11 protein-coding genes are annotated in these 19,681 nt (G+C 53.0%); 10 read left to right on the top strand and 1 reads right to left on the bottom strand.

Annotated features, from left to right (window positions below; genetic code table 11):
* Positions 1-15 precede the first annotated feature (15 nt).
* From HS100_17245 to HS100_17210, 8 genes are all read left to right on the top strand, one after another.
* Positions 16-2,949 carry a GAF domain-containing protein gene (locus HS100_17245; GenBank protein MBE7435665.1) on the top strand — a complete coding sequence of 978 codons (2,934 nt, stop codon included), beginning with the start codon at positions 16-18 and terminating at the stop codon, positions 2,947-2,949.
* Between the two features lie 19 nt (positions 2,950-2,968).
* Complete coding sequence (locus tag HS100_17240) at positions 2,969-4,693, top strand: GAF domain-containing protein (protein MBE7435664.1); 1,725 nt, start codon at positions 2,969-2,971, stop codon at positions 4,691-4,693.
* Between the two features lie 22 nt (positions 4,694-4,715).
* Positions 4,716-7,016 (top strand): GAF domain-containing protein, encoded by a 2,301-nt coding sequence (locus tag HS100_17235; protein ID MBE7435663.1) that lies wholly within the window; start codon positions 4,716-4,718, stop codon positions 7,014-7,016.
* A gap of 9 nt (positions 7,017-7,025) precedes the next feature.
* Positions 7,026-9,503: a GAF domain-containing protein gene (locus HS100_17230; protein MBE7435662.1), complete on the top strand. Its 2,478-nt coding sequence runs from the start codon at positions 7,026-7,028 to the stop codon at positions 9,501-9,503.
* Between the two features lie 27 nt (positions 9,504-9,530).
* Positions 9,531-10,319 carry a ParA family protein gene (locus HS100_17225; protein ID MBE7435661.1) on the top strand — a complete coding sequence of 263 codons (789 nt, stop codon included), beginning with the start codon at positions 9,531-9,533 and terminating at the stop codon, positions 10,317-10,319.
* Positions 10,285-13,647, top strand: coding sequence for a GAF domain-containing protein (locus HS100_17220; protein ID MBE7435660.1), 3,363 nt, complete (start codon positions 10,285-10,287; stop codon positions 13,645-13,647). The genes HS100_17225 and HS100_17220 overlap by 35 nt, the downstream gene beginning before the upstream one ends.
* 74 nt (positions 13,648-13,721) lie before the next feature.
* Positions 13,722-15,377 (top strand): pyridoxal-phosphate dependent enzyme, encoded by a 1,656-nt coding sequence (locus HS100_17215; protein ID MBE7435659.1) that lies wholly within the window; start codon positions 13,722-13,724, stop codon positions 15,375-15,377.
* Between the two features lie 29 nt (positions 15,378-15,406).
* Positions 15,407-16,354: a DMT family transporter gene (locus HS100_17210; GenBank protein ID MBE7435658.1), complete on the top strand. Its 948-nt coding sequence runs from the start codon at positions 15,407-15,409 to the stop codon at positions 16,352-16,354.
* Between the two features lie 343 nt (positions 16,355-16,697).
* Here the strand turns inward: HS100_17210 and HS100_17205 are convergent, their stop codons facing one another.
* Positions 16,698-17,639 (bottom strand): response regulator, encoded by a 942-nt coding sequence (locus HS100_17205; protein ID MBE7435657.1) that lies wholly within the window; start codon positions 17,637-17,639, stop codon positions 16,698-16,700.
* 56 nt (positions 17,640-17,695) lie between these two features.
* Between HS100_17205 and yqeC the strand changes: the two genes are divergently transcribed.
* Complete coding sequence (gene yqeC, locus HS100_17200) at positions 17,696-19,051, top strand: putative selenium-dependent hydroxylase accessory protein YqeC (GenBank protein ID MBE7435656.1); 1,356 nt, start codon at positions 17,696-17,698, stop codon at positions 19,049-19,051.
* Between the two features lie 21 nt (positions 19,052-19,072).
* Complete coding sequence (locus HS100_17195; protein ID MBE7435655.1) at positions 19,073-19,645, top strand: nucleotidyltransferase family protein; 573 nt, start codon at positions 19,073-19,075, stop codon at positions 19,643-19,645.
* The last annotated feature ends 36 nt before the right edge of the window (positions 19,646-19,681 follow it).

Below are 19,681 nucleotides of genomic sequence, written 5' to 3'. Positions count from 1 at the left end.
CCCGCAAGGACTGACATGCAAAACACCTCCAAACAATCCCTGGAAACCAGACTCGCCCGTAACGGCTATATCATCACGGTTGTATTGATGATATCCGCCTTCTTTACTTCGGTTTTGTTCTTCATCCTCGGGTATCTCTACGGATCACCGAATTTATTCCTGCCGGCAGGGCTTTTACTCGCAACCGTGTTCTTCGATTTGCTGGTTCCTCTTCGGTTGCTCAGGCTGGACAGGCGCGATCTCGCAATGGCTGTCCTGGGTATCGCCTTCATCATTAATGTGATGGCTGTGTTGCCCATCGTTCAGGGTTTGGGACTCATCGTAGCGAGTTCCATCGCCCTTGTAGTGTTCTTCATTGCCGGACTGGCAATGTCCTCCCAATTCACGACGCTGGGCGTTATCACGGCATCCTTTTTTAGTGTCGCAGCCTTTGTTTTGGATTCGAGATTAGGCGAAACCCGCCTGAGCGTCCCGGGTCTTGAGCAGTACACCTTCTACATCGTTGCATTCATTTCGATTCCAATCGTTTTCGTCTTCATCCGGGAATTCAATCGGTTCAACCTTCAGGCGAAGATCACGCTGGGCATCATCGTAACAGGCGGAGCCGCAGTCATCACCATCTCCTACTTCGCGCTGGACGAAATGAGACAAATCACCAACCTGCTGGCGGGCAGGCTGGAAGGCAGTGTTCGCCGCGCCGCCGAAGAGCAGCTATTAAACACCGCCGCACTGAGCGCGGAAAACGCAAATGAATTCTTTGCCGAATTCGCGTATAAAGTGGAAGACCTTGCAGGCTATCGCGTCACCCTCCAGGATAAATATGGAATTCTCAATCAGGGCAGTTATTGGAATGCTGCTGAAAAGATGGTCCAACTCGAAGGAGGGCAGTACGGGAACTCGGCACAGGACACCTCGTCTGTTTTCATCCCATCCACCCTGCCAATGGATGAATCTGCGATCCTTGGTTTGAATACCTCCGCCTATCTTGATTTTGCCGTTCCATATCATCTTGAAGACAATCCCAGCATCCTCGCCATCTATTCGATCGACTCGCGCGGCATCGTCAGGTATTACCCGAATGTCAATCTGGCCTCCTTGATTCCGCCGGATTTCGATGCGACCCAGCGAAGCTACTACAAGATCACCGCGCCTCTATTCAATCCCGAACGGAAGACTCGTTGGTCGATCCCTTATGTGGATGCAGCGGGAGGCGGGTTGGTGGTGACCGTTGCAGCCCCCGTCTACTATCGAAATATTTTCGATGGAATTGTGGCCGCCGATATCCAAATCGCGGTGATCACGGAACAACTTTCAGCACTTTCCGTGGGCCAGACCGGATACGCCTTCATGGTGGATGACGCCGGCCGTCTCATCTACATGCCCCCCGATGGATATGAAATGTTCGGCATCGATCCGGATCAACTGGTGGCGGACGATTTCTATAAATACACCATACTGGGCGAAGGCTCGCCCGAATTGCAAAATTTTACAAACCGCATGGTTGCAGGCGGAAACGGATTGGGCGTCATCGAAGTGAATGGTGTCGAAACGTATATCGCTTTCGCTCCCGTACCCTCCAATGGGTACAGCGTCGCTCTGGTGGTTCCCACGTCGGAAATGCTGACGTCCATACCGGCCTCACGCCAGGAAACCTCCGCCCAACTCGAGGCAGCCACCCAAACAGCGATCATAATTCTGTTCGCAACATTCATCGGGGCGCTTCTGATCAGTATCATGCTTGGTCAATTGATCTCGTTTCCAATCCAATCGCTTACAAAAATCGCCGATAAAATTTCAGGCGGTGACCTTACTGCGCGCACAGAAGTAACCACGTCAGATGAGACGGGTGTGCTCGCCAGATCTTTCAATACGATGGCAGATAGGCTAACGGACACCCTTCAAGGACTGGAGGACAGGATCGAGGAGCGCACGCGAGAATTGGAAACGGTCAGCAAAAGCAACGCCTATCGCGCCTCCCTTTTCGAATCGATTGCCCGCATCTCCCGTATCATCAGTTCCACCCGCCAAATGGACAGGCTTCTCCCGCAAATCACCGAGACAATCTCGAGTCAGTTGGGTTATTACCATGTCGGCATTTTCCTTGTTGATGCGCACAAGGAGTACGCAGTCCTGGCAGCGGCAAACAGCGAAGGCGGGCAGATCATGCTGGCGAGAAATCACCGCCTGCGGATTGGCGAAACGGGTATTGTCGGTTATGTGACCCAGACAGGAACCCCCCGCATCGCGCTCGATGTAGGGAAAGATGCGGCCTACTTCAACAATCCTGACCTGCCTGAGACCCACTCTGAGATCGCGCTTCCACTGAGAAGCGGTGCGGATATCATGGGCGCCCTCGACGTCCAGAGCAAGGTAATTAATGCCTTCAACGAGGAGGATATCAATATTCTGTCCGTTCTTGCCGACCAGGTTAGTATCGCTATTCAAAATGCGCGTTCCTTCAACGAAAGCCAGGAAGCCAGGGAACAGGCGGAACGCTCAGCCGCCCAATTGAGCGAACAGCAATGGAATCGATTCTTGAAAAAAGATGCGACTCCCGGATTCCATTTTGACGGTGTAACGATCAGACAAGTCGGTCCGGCCTTGAACCCACAACCGGCTCAGATGGCGATTCCCATCATCCTGCGCGGTGTCCAAATTGGAACTCTTAAATTGAGCGCATCTGACCCGAACCGAAAATGGGATGCGCATGAGATCGCCATTGCCGAAGCGACTGCCGACCGTGCCGCCCTGGCCATCGAAGCCGCGCGATTATTGCAAGATGCGCAAAAGCGCGCGGCAAAGGAACGCACCATTGGTAATATTTCCGCGAGGATCGGAAATTTGGTCAATATAGACAATATCGTTCAAACCACGATGCAAGAGCTGGGTGATACACTCCCCGGAACCGACGTGGTCATTCAGTTCATGTCAGGTCAGATCAGGGATTGAACGATTCCCGGGAGCGTTAATGTTAACCAAATTTCTTGATAGTTTCAGAAACAGGGAAGATTCAGACCCCAACTTCATCCGCTTAACACGGAATATTTTGTTCTTCACGATGGCGGCAAACCTGGCAATTCTGCCCATTGTCGGCGGGATTATCGGAGAGGGCACCGAGACGGTCGAAGCATTTCTTGCCCTTGCGGCTACTTTCGCAATCGAAATTCTCGCATTCCTTCGGCTGCGCCGGGGTGATATTCTCATCGCGAAACTTGTGGTCCCGATTGCGCTCGTTATTGCCGTGGCTGCGATCGCCTACAGTATCAATGGCATCCGGGACACGTCGTTGATCGCCATGCCCCTCATTCTGGTCATTTCCGCAATCCTGCTTGGAGAGCGCTCCCTGACACTTATCACACCTCTGGCAGTGATCGCAGCCGTGGCGATTGCGGTTCGGGATCTTTACATTGTGAAGGTTCCGGAACCCATCGAAATCGACGATGCCATTATCGTCCCAATCCTGCTTGCCACCACTGCCATTATCACGCACCTGTTGATCCGAAGGCTGAACGAAAGTATCCTCCGTGCTCAGGCCAGCGAACAAATGCAGCGCCAGGAAAACGCGGAACTCAACCGGCTGCGCGCAGGCCTTGAGGAAAGAGTTCGCGACCGGACTGCGGAATTGGAAAAGGCAAATCAAATCACTGAACAACAGGCACGCCAATTCAAGGCAGTGGCGCAGGTAATGAGCGCAGTATCTTCCGTTCAATCACTTGATGAACTTCTGCCGCTGATCACCAGGGTCATCAGTCAGCAATTCGGCGTCTACCACGTGGGCATTTTCCTTCTGGACGATAAAAAGGAATCGGCGGTGCTGCGCGCCACGAACAGCGATGGCGGACAAAGGATGCTCGCCAGAAAACACAGCCTCCCTGTCGGGCAGGCAGGCCTCGTGGGATTTGTGACCGCCACCGGGCTTCCTCGCATCGCCTCGAATGTCGGGGAGGATTCTGCGTATTTTAACAATCCCGATCTCCCATCCACCCGTTCGGAAATTACCCTTCCGCTTCGATACGGAAATCTGATTATCGGCGCTCTGGATGTGCAAAGCACAGAACCGAACGCCTTCCTGCCAAGTGACGTCGATGTATTGACCACGCTGGCTGACCAGGTTGCGGTCGCGATAAACAATGCGCAAAACCTGGCAGAATCACAGCGTGCCCTGGCAGAGGCGGAAAGTGCGGTCGGCCGATATGCGCAGGAATCCTGGCAGGTGCTTCGCCCGACCGAGCTCGGAATTGGGTTTTCCTATTCTGAATCGGGAATCAAATCCCTTCAACATCCAGTGGAAAATCCTCAAGTAAATGAAGCAATAGCCAGGGGTGAGGCGGTTTTGACGACCGGACCCGGCAATTGGTCTCGGCTTGCGATCCCGATCCGCCTGCGGGGCAAGGTGATTGGCGTGATGCAGTTGACTTCGCGAGGCGACTCCATGCTTACAAGTGACGATGCCGAGATCGCTCAAGGCGTGGCGGAGCGCCTCTCTCTCGCGATCGAGACGGCCACCCTGCTCCAATCCAGCCAGCACCGCGCCGACCTTGAAAAGGTTACCGCAAATATCACCAGCAAAATCAGCTCATCCACCCGGTTCGATACCATCCTCCAGACTGCCGCCCGCGAATTGAGCATTGCGCTCGGCGGGTCGGATGTCATCGTTCAAATCGAGCCGGCTTCATTGAAAATGGATGTTTAGGATCGAGTAGAAGAGTTGCTTCATGGAATTTGACCGCCAACCATCTCAGGAAATATCAGAAAGTCGTCCCATAGAGACAAGCCTCGGTCTCAAATTGACCCTGGTAGCTGTGGGTCTGCTGCTGTTTGGCTTTATTGTCTATTCTGTCATCACAATTCGCATCAGCCAGGGGGATCTTGTGGCGAATCTCGAATCCGATCTTACAAAAGAGACCGCCGATACGGTTGCCCTCATCCAGACGAAGCTTGAACAGGCGCGTTTTGCTGCTCTCAACCTTGCCATCGCGGTTGAATCTGGAGTTTCCGAAGAGGCTGATCTGCAGCAGCTTCTTGAGACTTCGTTGGCGGCAAACAGCCAGATATATGGAATGAGCATCGGGTTCGAGCCGAATCAATTAAAGCCAAACCTATCCTCATGGGCGGTTCGATATCGCCGGACTGCCGATGGCAAGATCGAATCCATAATGCTGGATGATTACTTTGAACGCGAATGGTACCTTCATCCCAAAAGTGTGGTGGATGTCTCACTTTCAGCCCCGTATCAGGATGACAACACCGGCGACGGCAACTGGATCATCACTACCAGCCTCCCGTTCTTTGATGATTCCGGAGGCTTCAGAGGCGTCGTTTCCACTGATCTCGAGATGACCGCCATACAGGATATTTTTATCGATACAAAGGTTGAGTCACTTGGTTATGTATTCCTTCTAGACGACCGGGGAACCATCCTCGGTATCGGTAAACAGGGTCAGGTGTATGAGCCAATGGTGGATTCCATGTTTGCCCTTGCCGAGTCGGAGCCAACCGGCACCTGGACGAACCTCATCGAGAATATGACCGGCGAAAAGTCCGGTTTCCTACTGGCGACCGACTGGGAAGGGAACCGCATGTATGTTGCCTTCGCGCCTGTTGGCATGAATACTGGCTGGTCTCTTGCCTTCGTTTATCCGGAAACTGATATCATCCAAAAGTCAAGGTCACTCCAGACCACGCTTACTGCATACAGCTTTTTGCTCGCTATTTTATTCGGGATCATCATTCTCTATTTTTCGAGGAACATTACCAATCCCTTGAAAAGGCTCACCGAGGTGGCCGAGGAGATATCCAAAGGAAACCTGCAGATCTCGGCGGATGTGGCATCGAACGACGAAGTCGGTTTGTTATCGGAAACCATCAATCGAATGACCGTGCAGTTGAGAGATACGCTTTCAAACCTCGAAAACCGCATCAACGAACGCACACGTGATCTCGAGGCTTCACGCCGCCAATCGGAAATGCGCGCCGCCCAGTATCTCGCCATTGGAGAAATAAGCAAACTGATCAACAGCAAACAGGAATTAAACATCCTGCTTCCATTGATCACGAGATTGGTGAGCGAGCGATTCGATTATTACCATGTGGGCATATTCCTCCTGGATGCAACCAGGCAGTATGCCGTCCTCCAGGCGTCGAACAGCCTCGGCGGGCAGGAAATGTTGAAACGGAGTCACAAGCTTAAAGTCGGAGAGAGCGGCATCGTGGGATTTGCAGCAAAAAGCGGAGTTCCACGCATCGCCCTCGACGTTGGGAATGATGCGGTATTCTTCAACAACCCGGACCTCCCCGCCACACGTTCTGAAGCGGCAATCCCCTTGAAAGCCTACGAGACGATCATTGGCATCCTGGATCTTCAGAGCGATAAGCCGGGCGCGTTCACAGAAAACGACATTAACATGTTCAGCATCCTTGCGGACCAGATCGCCATCGCCATCGAAAACACAAGGCTGTACGAACAGACCCGGCAGGCGCTCGTCGAAGCCAGGCAGGCTTATCAACAAACACTTCAGGAAGGATGGAAAAACCTCGCTCAGGAGGAGGGCACGATCGGATATTACCAGAGCCTTACCGGCAACAGACGGTTGACGAAACCGATCACTACCGAAGAAATCAATCAGGCGATGTTCCGCGGTGAAACGCTCATCTTTCATGCTGACGGTAAGATCGACGATCCCGTGCTTGTAATTCCCATCAAACTGCGCGAACAAATCATCGGCACGCTGCACATAAAATCGCCTTCAAGAGATCGCCAGTGGACTCAAAGTGAGATCGATCTCGCTGAAGCGGTTTCGGAACGCCTCTCGCTTTCTCTCGAAAATGCGCGCCTTATCCACGAGTCGCAGCGGCAGGCGATCAAGGAGCAGACCATCGGTGAAATCACCGGCAAGCTCGGTTCGTCCATTAACTTGTACAACGTGCTTGTGACCGCTGTCGAAGAGCTTGGACGAACGATACCGGGCTCGGAAGTGACGATCAAACTTAAAGATGACAAGAACGGGAATGGCTAGGTAAGATTCATGAAACGGTTCCGACAATCCGCGATTCAGGACTCCACATCGAACTCAACATTGCCGCGCCTCACTCTCCGGAGCAAACTGACGGCGGCAAACATGCTGATCGCATTCCTGATCGTGCTGGTTATGGGCGGTTATGTGTACCTGCGCATCCAGGACGGCAGCCGCCGCTTGATCCTCAGCGTGGAGGAGAATGCCAGGTTACGCGTCGAACAGGATTTTTCGCGATCGAACAGGGAACAGGCAACAAGTCTTAACGGCTTTTTCCAAAGCATGAGCAGCAACACCCGGATTGCGGGTGATTCCATCCAGATCATCCTTGGCGACTCGCGGCTGGCTGAAAACACCTATTGGGATGTCGGATCGAAATTGACGAAAACCTCTGCCGGCAGCTGGGATAATCCCAACTCGGAACCCGCCTCAATCTTTATTCCGGCAGGAGTGGATCTTACCGACTCGCTGCTCCAGGAACTTAACTTGTTGAAACATTCGGAATTGCTCCTCCCTTCGATTTTGGAGCAGAATCCCGAAATCGTTGCCATCTACTTCGGCGGAGAAAGCAAGGAAACCGTTTATTTCCCGAACATCGACCTCGCTAATATCGTCCCGGCAGACTTTAATGTAACGGGCAGGCAATGGTATGTCTCCGCCACCCCGCAAAACAATCCGGATCGGTTCGTTGTCTGGTCGGAACCTTATGAAGACGCCGCGTTAAATGGACTTGTCATCACAACAAGCGTCCCGGTTTACGATGCGTCAGACCGGTTTCGAGGTGTGGCCGCGATGGATGTACAAATCACCCAGGTGATAGATCTGGTTTCCAATGTCCGCGTCGGCGAGACCGGGTATGCCTTCCTCGTGGACAACAAAAACAGGCTGATCTCCCTTCCGGAGTCGGGTTACAACGATTTTGACATTACCGATGATAACGCCAGACTGAGCGAGATCATCGACCCGGCAACTCTTCAGAATGTCTCGCAGGAATTTTCCGGGATTTTGGAGAAAATATCCAATGAAACCTCGGGCATCTTCACCGTAACCCTTGCCGGCAGCGAAAGACATATAACATTCAATGAAATCCCGGAGGTAAACTACAAACTCGTCTTCGTAGCGCCTTCGGATGAATTGCTCCCCAGCCGGACTGCGATCGCGAACCAGATCGCGCAGGAGACAAGAAACACGATCATTTTCAGCATCATTGTGATAGCGGTGGTCTTCGGGGCGGCAGCGGGGCTCTCCTTCATTGCCAGCAATCGCCTCACTGCCCCGCTCCAGTCGTTGAATCATGCATCCACTGAGCTTTCCAGGGGAAACTTCGATGCAAAAGCGGAAATCCGGTCTGGCGATGAACTGGAAACGCTTGCCGCCTCGTTCAATACCATGGCTGATACCGTAAAGGACCTTGTCTTCTCGCTCGAAAAACGAGTCGAGGAAAGAACAGCCGAACTGCGATTGGAAACCGAGCGGGGGCAGAGGCGCGGAAAACAATACGAAGCGATTGCCCGGGTCGCACAGGCGATCACGGTCCAGAAGAATCTCAGCGAATTGCTCCCACAGGTTACTGAACTGATCAGCGAACAGTTCGGCTTCTACCATGTGGGTATTTTCCTCAACGACGCCACGAATCAATATGCCGTACTGGTCGCGGCAAACAGCGAAGGCGGAAAACGGATGCTCAAACGCGGTCATCAACTGCGCGTGGAGACCCAGGGTATCGTAGGGTATGTTGCTGGAACAAAAAAACCGCGTATTGCCTCAAGCGTCGGAGAAGATTCCGTCTATTTCAACAATCCCGATCTCCCCGAAACCCAGTCTGAGATGGCGCTCCCGCTTCTTGAATCAGGTGAGATCCTCGGCGCACTCGACGTTCAAAGCAGGGAATTGAACGCCTTTTCGAATGAAGATCTCGATTCCCTGACCGTTCTGGCGGAATTGGTCAGCATCGCCATTCACAATGCGAAATTATATGAACAGATGCAGAGATCCCTCGCAGAAGCCGAGGCGGCCTCCCGTCAGTTCTTCCGGGAAAATTGGAATCGCCTTGCAGAAGAATACAGGATTGCCGGCTACCGGTATACTGCCAGTGGTGTAACCCCCGTCGATGCACCGGAGAATGGCGACAGTAACCTGATAGAGGATACGAACCGAAAACAGGTTGTCGTCCCCATTGTGATGCGCGGACAGGAAATCGGCGAACTTGCCGTATCGATCCCCAGGGAAGGGACCATTACCTCCGACCAGATGGATATGGTCCGCGCTGTGGCTGACCGGGTCGCGGTCATCGCTGAGAACGCAAGGCTGTTCGACGAGACCACGAGGCGGGCCGAGCGCGAAAAGCTTGTCACCGACATCACCACGAAGATTCGCGGCACCAACGACCCACAGGAGATGATCGACACGGCCATTCGGGAACTGCAGGATGCGTTGAAAGTATCGCGCATCGAGATCATACCGCAGAAGAACAAATCGCTTGACAGGTAAATCGCAAGGAAAGGAACCAGAGGATTTATGACCAAGATCATTGCGGTCTCCAACGAGAAAGGCGGTGTTGCGAAAACGACCACGGCGTTATCGCTCGGCGCCGCACTCGCAGAACTCGGCAACCGGACTCTTTTGATCGACCTAGATGCGCAGGCAAACCTCACGCTAGCCCTCGGTTTCGAGCCGGGCGAAAGCGAGAAGACATCCAGCAATATCATGCTGGACAACGAACCGCTTCTCAATATCCGCCGCCGGACAGAGGTCGAAAATCTCGATCTGATTCCCTCCAGTTCGCGCATCGAAACATCGGAGCAGTTTTTGCCGGTGCGCACAAATTACACCACCATCCTTCAGCGTGCCATCCAGGCTGTGCCGAATATGCCTTACGACTATATCGTTCTGGATTGCCCGCCCGCACTAGGGGCGATCACCCGCAACGCGCTTGCCGCCGCACACCTCCTGCTCATCCCCACCCAGGCGGAATATTTTTCGGCGTATGCGCTTCGGAATATGATGGGTCTCATCCGCCGCACGCGCGAATCCGATAACCCGAGCCTTTCCTATCGCATCCTCGTCACAATGCTGGACAGGCGTAACCGCACCCATCGGAATATTCATGAACAATTGCGCTCCACGTTCGGAGCAGGTGTTTTCAACACCGTGATCGAACTCGATACGAAACTTCGGGAAAGCCCGATTGCCGGTCAGCCCATTACGCAGTACAAGTCCGCCACGCGCGGCTCCACTCAATATCGTGTCCTTGCGCAGGAACTTATGGAATATGCCAAAGAAACAGAAAATCAACAAGCGTCTTGATAACCTATTCAAGGGCATCCAGCCGGAGAAAACTGCCCGGGAACAGCCTCCCAAGCCGAGGGGCGATAAAGAAGCGCCTCATCCCAAACCGGAAGAATCCTCCGCCTCTCCCCAGGTCGAGGTGGTTGCCCGCCAACCTGCTGCTGACTCCTCCCCCATTCCTGCGCCAAACCCCGAAGCTGCCACCACTCCCCGAAGGACGCAGCGCCGTTCCACAGGCGCGTTGACTTTACGCACCGAAGCGCTCCCTCCATTATCAGGATCGGAGACGTCATACTCGACCACCATTCAACTCGGAGAAGACGATTGGGCGCTCTTGCGAATGGTGGATCAAAATCAAAATCGCACATTCACCACCGACGAACAGTTGCTCATCCGACAGGTGACCGATCAACTGTCACTGGCTCTGGAGAACGCACGCCTGTTTCAGGAAACTCAACGGCGCGCCCAGGAATTATCGATCGTCAATAAAGTGGTTTCTGCGGTTGCGAGTTCGCTAGACCTGCAAACCACACTTCAAAGTGTTTCCGATAATCTGGTCAGTCTCCTCGACGCCCAGAACGTGGGTATTGCGATGATGAACGAGGAAAAATCGCACCTGGTCCTCGCCGCGGAAGCCAGCCGATCATTCGAACAAACGAATGATATCGGTCTTCTCCTTCCAATTCACGGCAACATTCCAACCGAAGAGGTGATCCGAACCCGGAAACCGGTTTTCGTCAAAGACGTGGAGAATAACCCCCTGGCTGAGCCTGTCCGCGAACCTTTGTTGAAACGAGGCACGAAGAATCTTTTGATCCTGCCGCTGCTCGATGAAAAGGAAGTGATCGGGACGATCGGTGTCGCATTTTCCGAACCGGCCCGTGTGGTCACCCAGGACGAACTCCGCATCCTCGAAACGATCGTGGCGCAAATCGGGGCTGCGGTGCAAAAGAACCAGTTGTTCACACAGGTCGAACAATCTGAAACGAACTTCCGCGCTCTCTTTTCAGCGATGGAAGATGTGGTGTTGGTCATTAATCGCGATGGACGCTATCTGCAGATCGCACCAACCAATCCATCTCTCCTTATCCGTACGCCTCAGGAATTACTGGGGAAGACGTTTCACGAACTTTTCCCCCAGGATATGGCTGATAATTTCCTGGATAAGGTTCGTAACACCCTTGCGTCGTCCGAAAAAATCACATTCGAATACGAGTTGAATCTTGGAGGCAGGCTGTTCTGGTTCCTTGCCAACCTGACGAAGATGGACGAGTCGAGGGTATTCTGGGTGGCGCGGGATATTACTGAGCGAAAAATGGCAGAGGAAGCCATTCGCCGCCGAAATGAATATCTTGCGGTTTCGGCAGAGATCGGCAAACTTGTCACTTCCACCCTCGACCTTAACACCATTTTTGCCAGGGCGGTAAATCTGCTTACCGACCGTTTCAAGTTTTATTACGCTGCCATCTTCATCGTGGAGGAAACCGGTTTTAATGCAATTTTGAAGGAAGCCACTGGAGATACGGGTGCTGAAAGGAAAAAACGGGGATACCAAGTGTTGCTCGATGATAAATCGATCGTCGGTTCGGTCGCGTCGAGCGGATCTGTGGTCGTGGCAAATAATGTATCCGAAAACCCGCTTTACGTTCATGATCCTCTTCTGCCGGAAACCCGCGCGGAAGCCGCCATCCCTCTTCGCATTGGTCCGCGCATCATCGGTGTGATCGATATTCAATCCCAGGAAGTCAATGCCTTCAATGAGGATGAAATATCCGTTCTGCAAACACTCGCTGACCAGATAGCCGTTGCGATCGACAACGCCCGGTCTTTCGAACTTTCTCAGCATGCGGTCCTTGAGATGAGGGAGGCGGACAGGTTAAAAAGCCAGTTCCTCGCCAACATGAGCCACGAATTGCGCACGCCATTGAATTCGATCATCGGTTTTTCACGTGTGATCCTGAAAGGGATCGATGGTCCCGTGACTGAACTGATGCAGCAGGACCTGACCGCCATTTACAATTCCGGCCAGCATCTGTTGGGCTTGATCAACGACATCCTCGATTCCGCCAAGATCGAAGCCGGTAAGATGGAACTAGCCTTCGACGAAGTCAATATTACCGACCTTGTCCATAGTGTGTTATCCACCATGACCGGCATCGTCAAGGATAAACCGATCGAGCTGAGGCAAAACATCGATCCGTCCACACCTCCCGTCCGCGCCGATGCGATCCGCATCCGCCAGGTCATGATCAACCTTCTTTCCAATGCCGCCAAATTCACCGAGGAAGGCTCCATTTCAGTGGAAGTCGGTCCTTACAAGGAGAAGGGCAGGAACATGGTGAGGATCAGTGTCAGGGATACGGGTCCTGGAATTTCGATCAAGGACCAGGAAAAACTCTTCCAGCCGTTCTCGCAGGTCGATGCTTCACCCACGCGCAAAAGCGGCGGCACAGGCCTGGGCTTGTCGATCTCCAAGCAATTGATAAATATGCACGGAGGTGAGATTTGGGTCGACAGCCTGGAAGGCCATGGCAGCACTTTTTACTTCACCCTGCCCTTGTATCACAGGGATATCGAGGCGGAACTGGATGGCAGCAAGGTAATCATGACCATCGATGACGACATGCAGGTGATCGGGTTGTACGAGCGCTATCTCCAGCCGCAGGGTTATCACGTTGTGCCGTTGACCGACCCGGCGCGCGCTGTCGAGACCGCCAGAAAGGTCAAGCCATTTGCGATCACTCTCGATATCATGATGCCTGGGATCGATGGCTGGGCTGTATTGGATTCGCTCAAATCGAACCGGGACACCCGCAACATCCCGGTCATCATTTGCAGCATCGTGGAAGACGTCGAAAAGGGATACAACCTCGGCGCTTCGGATTATCTCGTCAAACCGATTCTGGAAGAAGACCTTGTCAACTCGCTCGATCGGTTCAACGCCGATGGGACGATACGCGAAGTACTGATCATCGACGATAACCCGAACGATCTACGGCTCATCGGTAAAATGCTCACAGACGACGGGCGTTATAAACCGATCCTGGCGGAAGGTGGTCATAATGGCTGGACGATCCTTTCATCGGGGAACCCGCCCCAGGCCGTGATCCTGGACCTGTTCATGCCTGAAATGGATGGATTCCAGATCCTCGAACTGATGCAATCGGATCGCAAACTTCGAGACATCCCCGCCATCATCATCAGCGGGATGGATGTCACCCCGGAACAAAAAAACCAATTGAAAGAATACGGTCAGAGGCTATTGACCAAAGGTTCATTCAACGAAAAGGAATTGCTCACCTCCATCCAGCGTTCGCTTGAACGGATGCAATCCAAGCTCAAATAGCAGGGTACACAACGCTCTAGCACGCTGTTCGCATTCGCCATTCCACGATCGAAGAATCATCACAGGAGCACCACGTGACGTTTATCATCAAATGCCTGGACTGCGGGCATAATGCGCCGTATTTCCCAACTTCCACCACATGCCCCAAGTGCGGCAGTCAATGGCGCGAAGCGGAATACGATTATGAATTGCTCGGTAAAACCCTTCGGGACAAAGTCAGGACCAGGCAATTCGACCTGTGGCGATATCGCGAACTCCTCCCGGTGCGCAACCCAAATACCAGCCTTTCATTGGGTGAAGGCTACACTCCGTTAATCCGCGCCGGAAACCTCGGTTTGATGCTGGGTTGTCCGAACATTTTCATCAAAGATGAACGTCAAGGTCCGACAGCCTCGTTCAAAGACAGGCAGGCAGCAGTAACAATCGCGGCATTGAAAGAGGCGGGAATTACGGAAATGGTCGCCGCATCAACCGGTAATGTCGCGATTTCATATTCGGCTTACGCATCACGATCCGGGATGAAACTCTGGGCGTTTGTTACAAGTCTCGTCCCGGCGGTCAAGATGCGCGAGATTGCCTTATATGGCAGTCAGGTCATAAAGATAACCGGGTCATACGACCAATGCAAACAGGTCGCGGCAGAATTTGCACGTCAGCGCAAACTTTATCTGGATATGGGTGCCCGAACGATCACTTCGATCGAAGCAATGAAAACAATTGCTTTTGAGATCTCGGACCAGCTGACGGACATCCTCGGACCTGGAGAAAACTCAAAGTTACGTACCCCCGATTGGTACGTCCAGGCAATCAGTGGCGGAATGGGACCGCTTGGCGTGCATAAGGGGTTTCGCGAAATGCAGCAAATGGGTTGGGTCGACCGCATTCCTGCATTCGCACCAATCCAGGCGGATGGATGCGCACCGATGGTTTACAGCTGGAAGAAAGGCCTTGCAAAAGCCGAGCCCGTGGCATCGCCCAAGACACATATCGAAACGCTTGCCACAGGCGATCCGGGACGCGCATATGAATTTCTCAAAGGTCATGTCGATTCTACCGGCGGGGTGTTCGAAAGCGTGACCGACGAAGAGGCATTCCGGGCAATGCACGTACTTGCCAAGATGGAGGGGATCTCAGCGGAACCCGCCGCTGGAGCCGCTTTTGCAGGGTTATTCAAATTGATCCGAGCGGGGGTCATCAAACCGAGCGAGACAGTCGTGATCAACTGCACGGGGCATACCATGCCCGCCGAGCAGCGCATCCTGGGTGAAAATTGGGCTCGCGATGTCAAGTTCCCCTCGGTAACCCAGGCGCCGCAGGAAGAGGGATTGCTCTCCGCACTCACTCAGGTTGCCCCGGAACGTTTCCCCAAAGTTGCCATTATCGAAGACACTCTTGAAGCAAGGCGCTTGATCCGCCGCATTCTGCAATCACAAGGGAACTTTACGATTCTCGAAGCGGAAAATGGGCGTGCCGGCATCGACCTTATCCAACGCGAGCTCCCAGATCTTGTGGTACTTGACCTGATGATGCCGGAAATGGACGGCTACTCTGTTATCGAAGCGCTGCGCGCTCATCCCGAAACGGCAACGATACCCATTATCGTTGCAACCGCAAAGGAATTGACTGCTGACGAAAAGAACAGATTAAGCGGGCATATTCAGGCGCTCCTGCAAAAAGGGGATTTCCTCAACGATGAATTCCTCGAAGAGGTGCGGTCCTTGTTGAAGTAATTCTGCGAATTGCAAAAAGGCTGGCGAGATTGGCAAATAAACAAACAGCCGGGATCATAGCGGCAATCACATCTGCGATCTTTCTCGGAACAACTCCGGTGTTCGGCAAACTCGCCATCCTGCATGGGTATTCCCCATTCACTGTCGTCGCCTTGCGCACAGGATTCGCCGCGACGATTCTACTGCTCTTCATTGCGATATTCGACAGACGATATCTCTATATTTTCCCTGTGGGCTTGATCGGATGCGGACTCGCCGGGATGATCAATGGATTGGGTTCGCTATTCTATTACCTGGCTCTTGAGAGACTTAACGCCAACATGGGACAGTTGTTATATTCGCTTTACCCTTTTTTTGTGGCGATGTGGTTGATCCTCGACCATCAACCGCCGAGCCGATTGACGATCTTCCGCATCTCGCTTGCAACGCTCGCCGTGCTTTTTCTGACGAACGTCCCTGATAAGCCCATGGACCTTGGCGGGGTCGCCATGATGATCTGTGCGGCAATCCTTTATGCGATGCACCTGCCCATCAATCAGCGCGTTTTGTACGAAGTGCCTGCGCCGACTGTTGCGTTGTATACCCTTCTGTCAATGAGCGCGGTTGTGGTCCCGGCCTACCTGATCTTTGACCGGACCCTTCCGCCGCCGGATGCCCCATGGTTTCCAATTGTAGGCTTGACGTTCGTGACCGTCTTTTCACGGGTGGCGTTGTTCCTCGGGGTGAAAAAGATCGGGGGAATGCAAACCGCGCTTCTTGGGCTGGCTGAACTACTGGTTGCCATTCTGTTCAGCCATCTGCTGCTTGGGGAAAAATTGATATTTACCCAATGGCTTGGTGCGACAGGACTGGCTGTAAGCCTTGTGCTTGTCATGTACGAGAAACCGGCGCCAATGGCACCTGCGGTAAAGACCGGCTGGCTCTCGTGGATTCGCCCGCCTGCATTACCCAAGGATACATTCGGACCATATGAATAAAACATAATTAACCCGAATTTAATTTGGGACGCGGACGAGCGCAGATTTATGCGGAAAAGGGATTATAAATCCGCGTTTACCAGCGTCCCATTTGTTCTTAAGAACGAACTCACCCGCGAAACCTTAATTTCGGGGTGAGTCATGTTTAGGAGTGTTTATCATCCGACACATCAGATTATGTCGTTGCGAGGATGGCATCAGCCCGACGCCTATCCTGAATCTGCCGGAGGGAAGCAATCTTCCCCGGGAATCCGGGATTGCTTCGCCCTATCGGGCTCGCAACGACATTTCCTATTTTTGATATTGGACACTATCCGTCTTTTTCATTATATTCACTGCCGAACTACCGCCGTTCACCAAGCATCTCCCTGTCGAAAATGGATGGATTGGTAAATAAACCGGCGCGTAATTGGGAACGAGCCAGGTCGAGGTCATCGAGGATTTGATTGATATCATCGTAATCGGCATCGCATAACAATACTCCTACATTCGCGCGCAGCCCAAGCCCGCGGTCGTTGGTTTCAAGAAATCTCTTCATGCTGTCTCTCAAACGACCGGCGATCTTCAAGGGCGCTTCAGGGGTTGGAATATCTTCGATAAGGGTCAGGAACATGCGCTTCTCGGGAGACCAGGCCATGGTATCCGTCGGGCGAAGCGTGATCCGGAATTGATCAGCAAGTTTCCGCAGGAACTCACGCAACTCGTTCTCGTTGAGGTGGGATTTGAGGTCATCCATCGGCGAAACATCCGCAAAAAGAACGCCGAAGCGGCGGAACGAACTTTGCTTGATCCGCTCGAGCGAGAACGTCATACGGACATTGAAGAACGGGAGCGTGTACAAACCGGTGACAAAATCATGCGTGGGTTCATCGAGCGCGCCTTGTGTGGCTTGCAGCCGCTGGACGAGATTGCTCAATTGATTGATATCCACCGGTTTTAAGAGGAGCAAATCCGGTTCGACGGGCAGGCTGTCGGCGTAGGGAGCATACGCGGTGATGACCACCACCGGCACGCGCATGAGCCGCTCGTCGTCCCGCATCCGCTTCAGGATCTCCACCCCCGACATGCGCGGCAATTGCAAATCCAACAGGACAATATTGGGGCGCATAACACCGAGACGGTCCATGGCATCCTTTCCATCCAGGACAATCTCGGTCTGATAACCGGCGACATCGAGAACATGCCGGAACAGGGCAACGATATCGCGGTCGTCTTCAACGATCAAAGCAACAGGTTTATTCATGGTTACGCCCTTGTTAAGTTGGGGCAGCAAAGACGTTTTCATTATACGACCACCTCCCACCCTCCCTGTCATTTCAGGGGTTTTATCATACAATTACAATGAAGATGAGCCTCCCCCTCAACTTGTTCCGTGCGTTGCGGCTCGACCAGACCGCCCGCGCTCCCATCATTTGTTTTATCGGCTCAGGCGGCAAGACCACCGCGCTCTTTCGGCTTGCCCGCCAGATTACTGAAAACAATGCGAATTCCCCTGTCTTCGTCACGGCGACCTCGCATCTCGGTGTGTGGCAAATCCCACTGGCAGATCATCACATCATGGTCGGCGCAGAAAAGGATATTGTTATTCCGGATACTGGCATCGTTTTATTTACAGGTAAGGTCGAAGATGATAAAACCAAGCCGATTGAACAGGATCCTTTGAACTGGCTGCGCACAGTATCATCGCAAAAAAACATTCCCCTTCTCATCGAAGCAGACGGGTCGCGACAGAAACCGCTCAAGGCTCCCGCAGCTCATGAACCTCCCATCCCTGGGTTCGCCGAGATCGTTGTTCATATCTCAGGATTATCCGCCCTCGGTATGCCCCTTGATGAAGAACATGTCCATCGCGCTGAACTATTCTCCCAGCTTTGCGGTCTTGCGCCCGGCGAAACGATCACAGCGCAGGCGCTTTTAGGAATCCTCACGCATCCGATGGGAGCGTTGAAAAACATCCCCGAAAAAGCAAGGCGGATCGAACTGCTTAACCAGGCAGATACCCCGGAACTCCAATCCATCGGTGGCGGGTTGGCACGCACATTGTTAAATCATTTCGATTCAGTCGTCGTTGGGTCACTCGAACACGGAACATTTCGTCTCATCGAACGCACGGCAGGCATCGTCCTCGCGGCTGGGAAGTCGAGTCGCTACGGCCATTTCAAGCAATTACTGGATTGGAAGGGAAAGCCCTTCGTTCGACAAGTGACAGAAACTGCGCTTCGCGCGGGACTTGAACCGGTGGTTGTCGTTACAGGCTTTCGCCACGCTGAAATCGAATCTCACCTAAGAGACCTCCCCGTGAGCCTCGTCCATAACCCGGATTTCGAACTGGGGCAGAGCACATCTGTTACTAAAGGGATCGACAAATTGCCAGATAATGTGGGTTCAGCCGTATTTCTGCTGGCAGACCAGCCGCAAATGCCGGAGGAAGTCATTCGCGCATTGATCGAATCTCACGCAAGCGAACGCCAATCCATCCTCGCTCCTCTCGTGCTGGAGGAGCGTCGCGCAAACCCCGTGCTCTTCGACCGGGTGACCTTCCCCGATCTTATGCAATTGACCGGTGATATCGGTGGCCGCGCCATCTTCGACAGGCACCAGGTCTCTTACCTGCCCTGGCACGACGACATCCTGATCTTCGATGTGGACAAACCGGAGGACTACGAAAGGCTGAAGAATCTTGAGGGGATGAACTAGGATGATAATGGGTCGCTGAAAATGAACATTTCAGCCATTGTATTAGCCGCCGGGAGATCGGTTCGCATGGGCAGGCAAAAATTACTCCTGCCCTGGGACGATAAGACCGTGTTGGGAAAGGTGTTGGAGACTCTGCAAAACGCCGGGGTCGAAGACATAATTATCGTTACAAATTCGGAAATCGCCAATTCGATCTCCAATCATCAATTCCCGATCGCTCTCAACGATGATGGCGAGATGCTGGCATCCATACAATGTGGATTGAGCGCGGTTAAACCGTCAGCAGAGGCAGCGTTGATTTGTCTCGGCGACCAGCCCCAAATGGAAGCAGGAAGCGTGAGTACGGTTTGCAGCGCGTACTTGAAGAGCAGATCCAGTCTTGTCGTTCCGAGTTACCAGATGAGGCGTGGGCATCCCTGGCTGGCGGCAAGAACGATTTGGGATGAAATTCTGGTAATGGAGGAAGGGCAGTCCATGCGCGAGTTTATGAACGCACATTCAAACGAAATCGAATATGTGAATCTGGACACTCCCACCATTTTCCAGGACCTCGACACGCCCGACGATTACTTGAAATATAAACCAGGCTTGTGATACACTCGCCCCGCTTTAACCATCGGAATAACGGAT

This window comes from Anaerolineales bacterium, from assembly GCA_015075725.1.
GTDB lineage: Bacteria > Chloroflexota > Anaerolineae > Anaerolineales > Villigracilaceae > Villigracilis.
The sequence above is the reverse complement of the archived record's forward strand: the minus strand, read 5'-3'. Positions and strand labels throughout refer to the sequence as shown.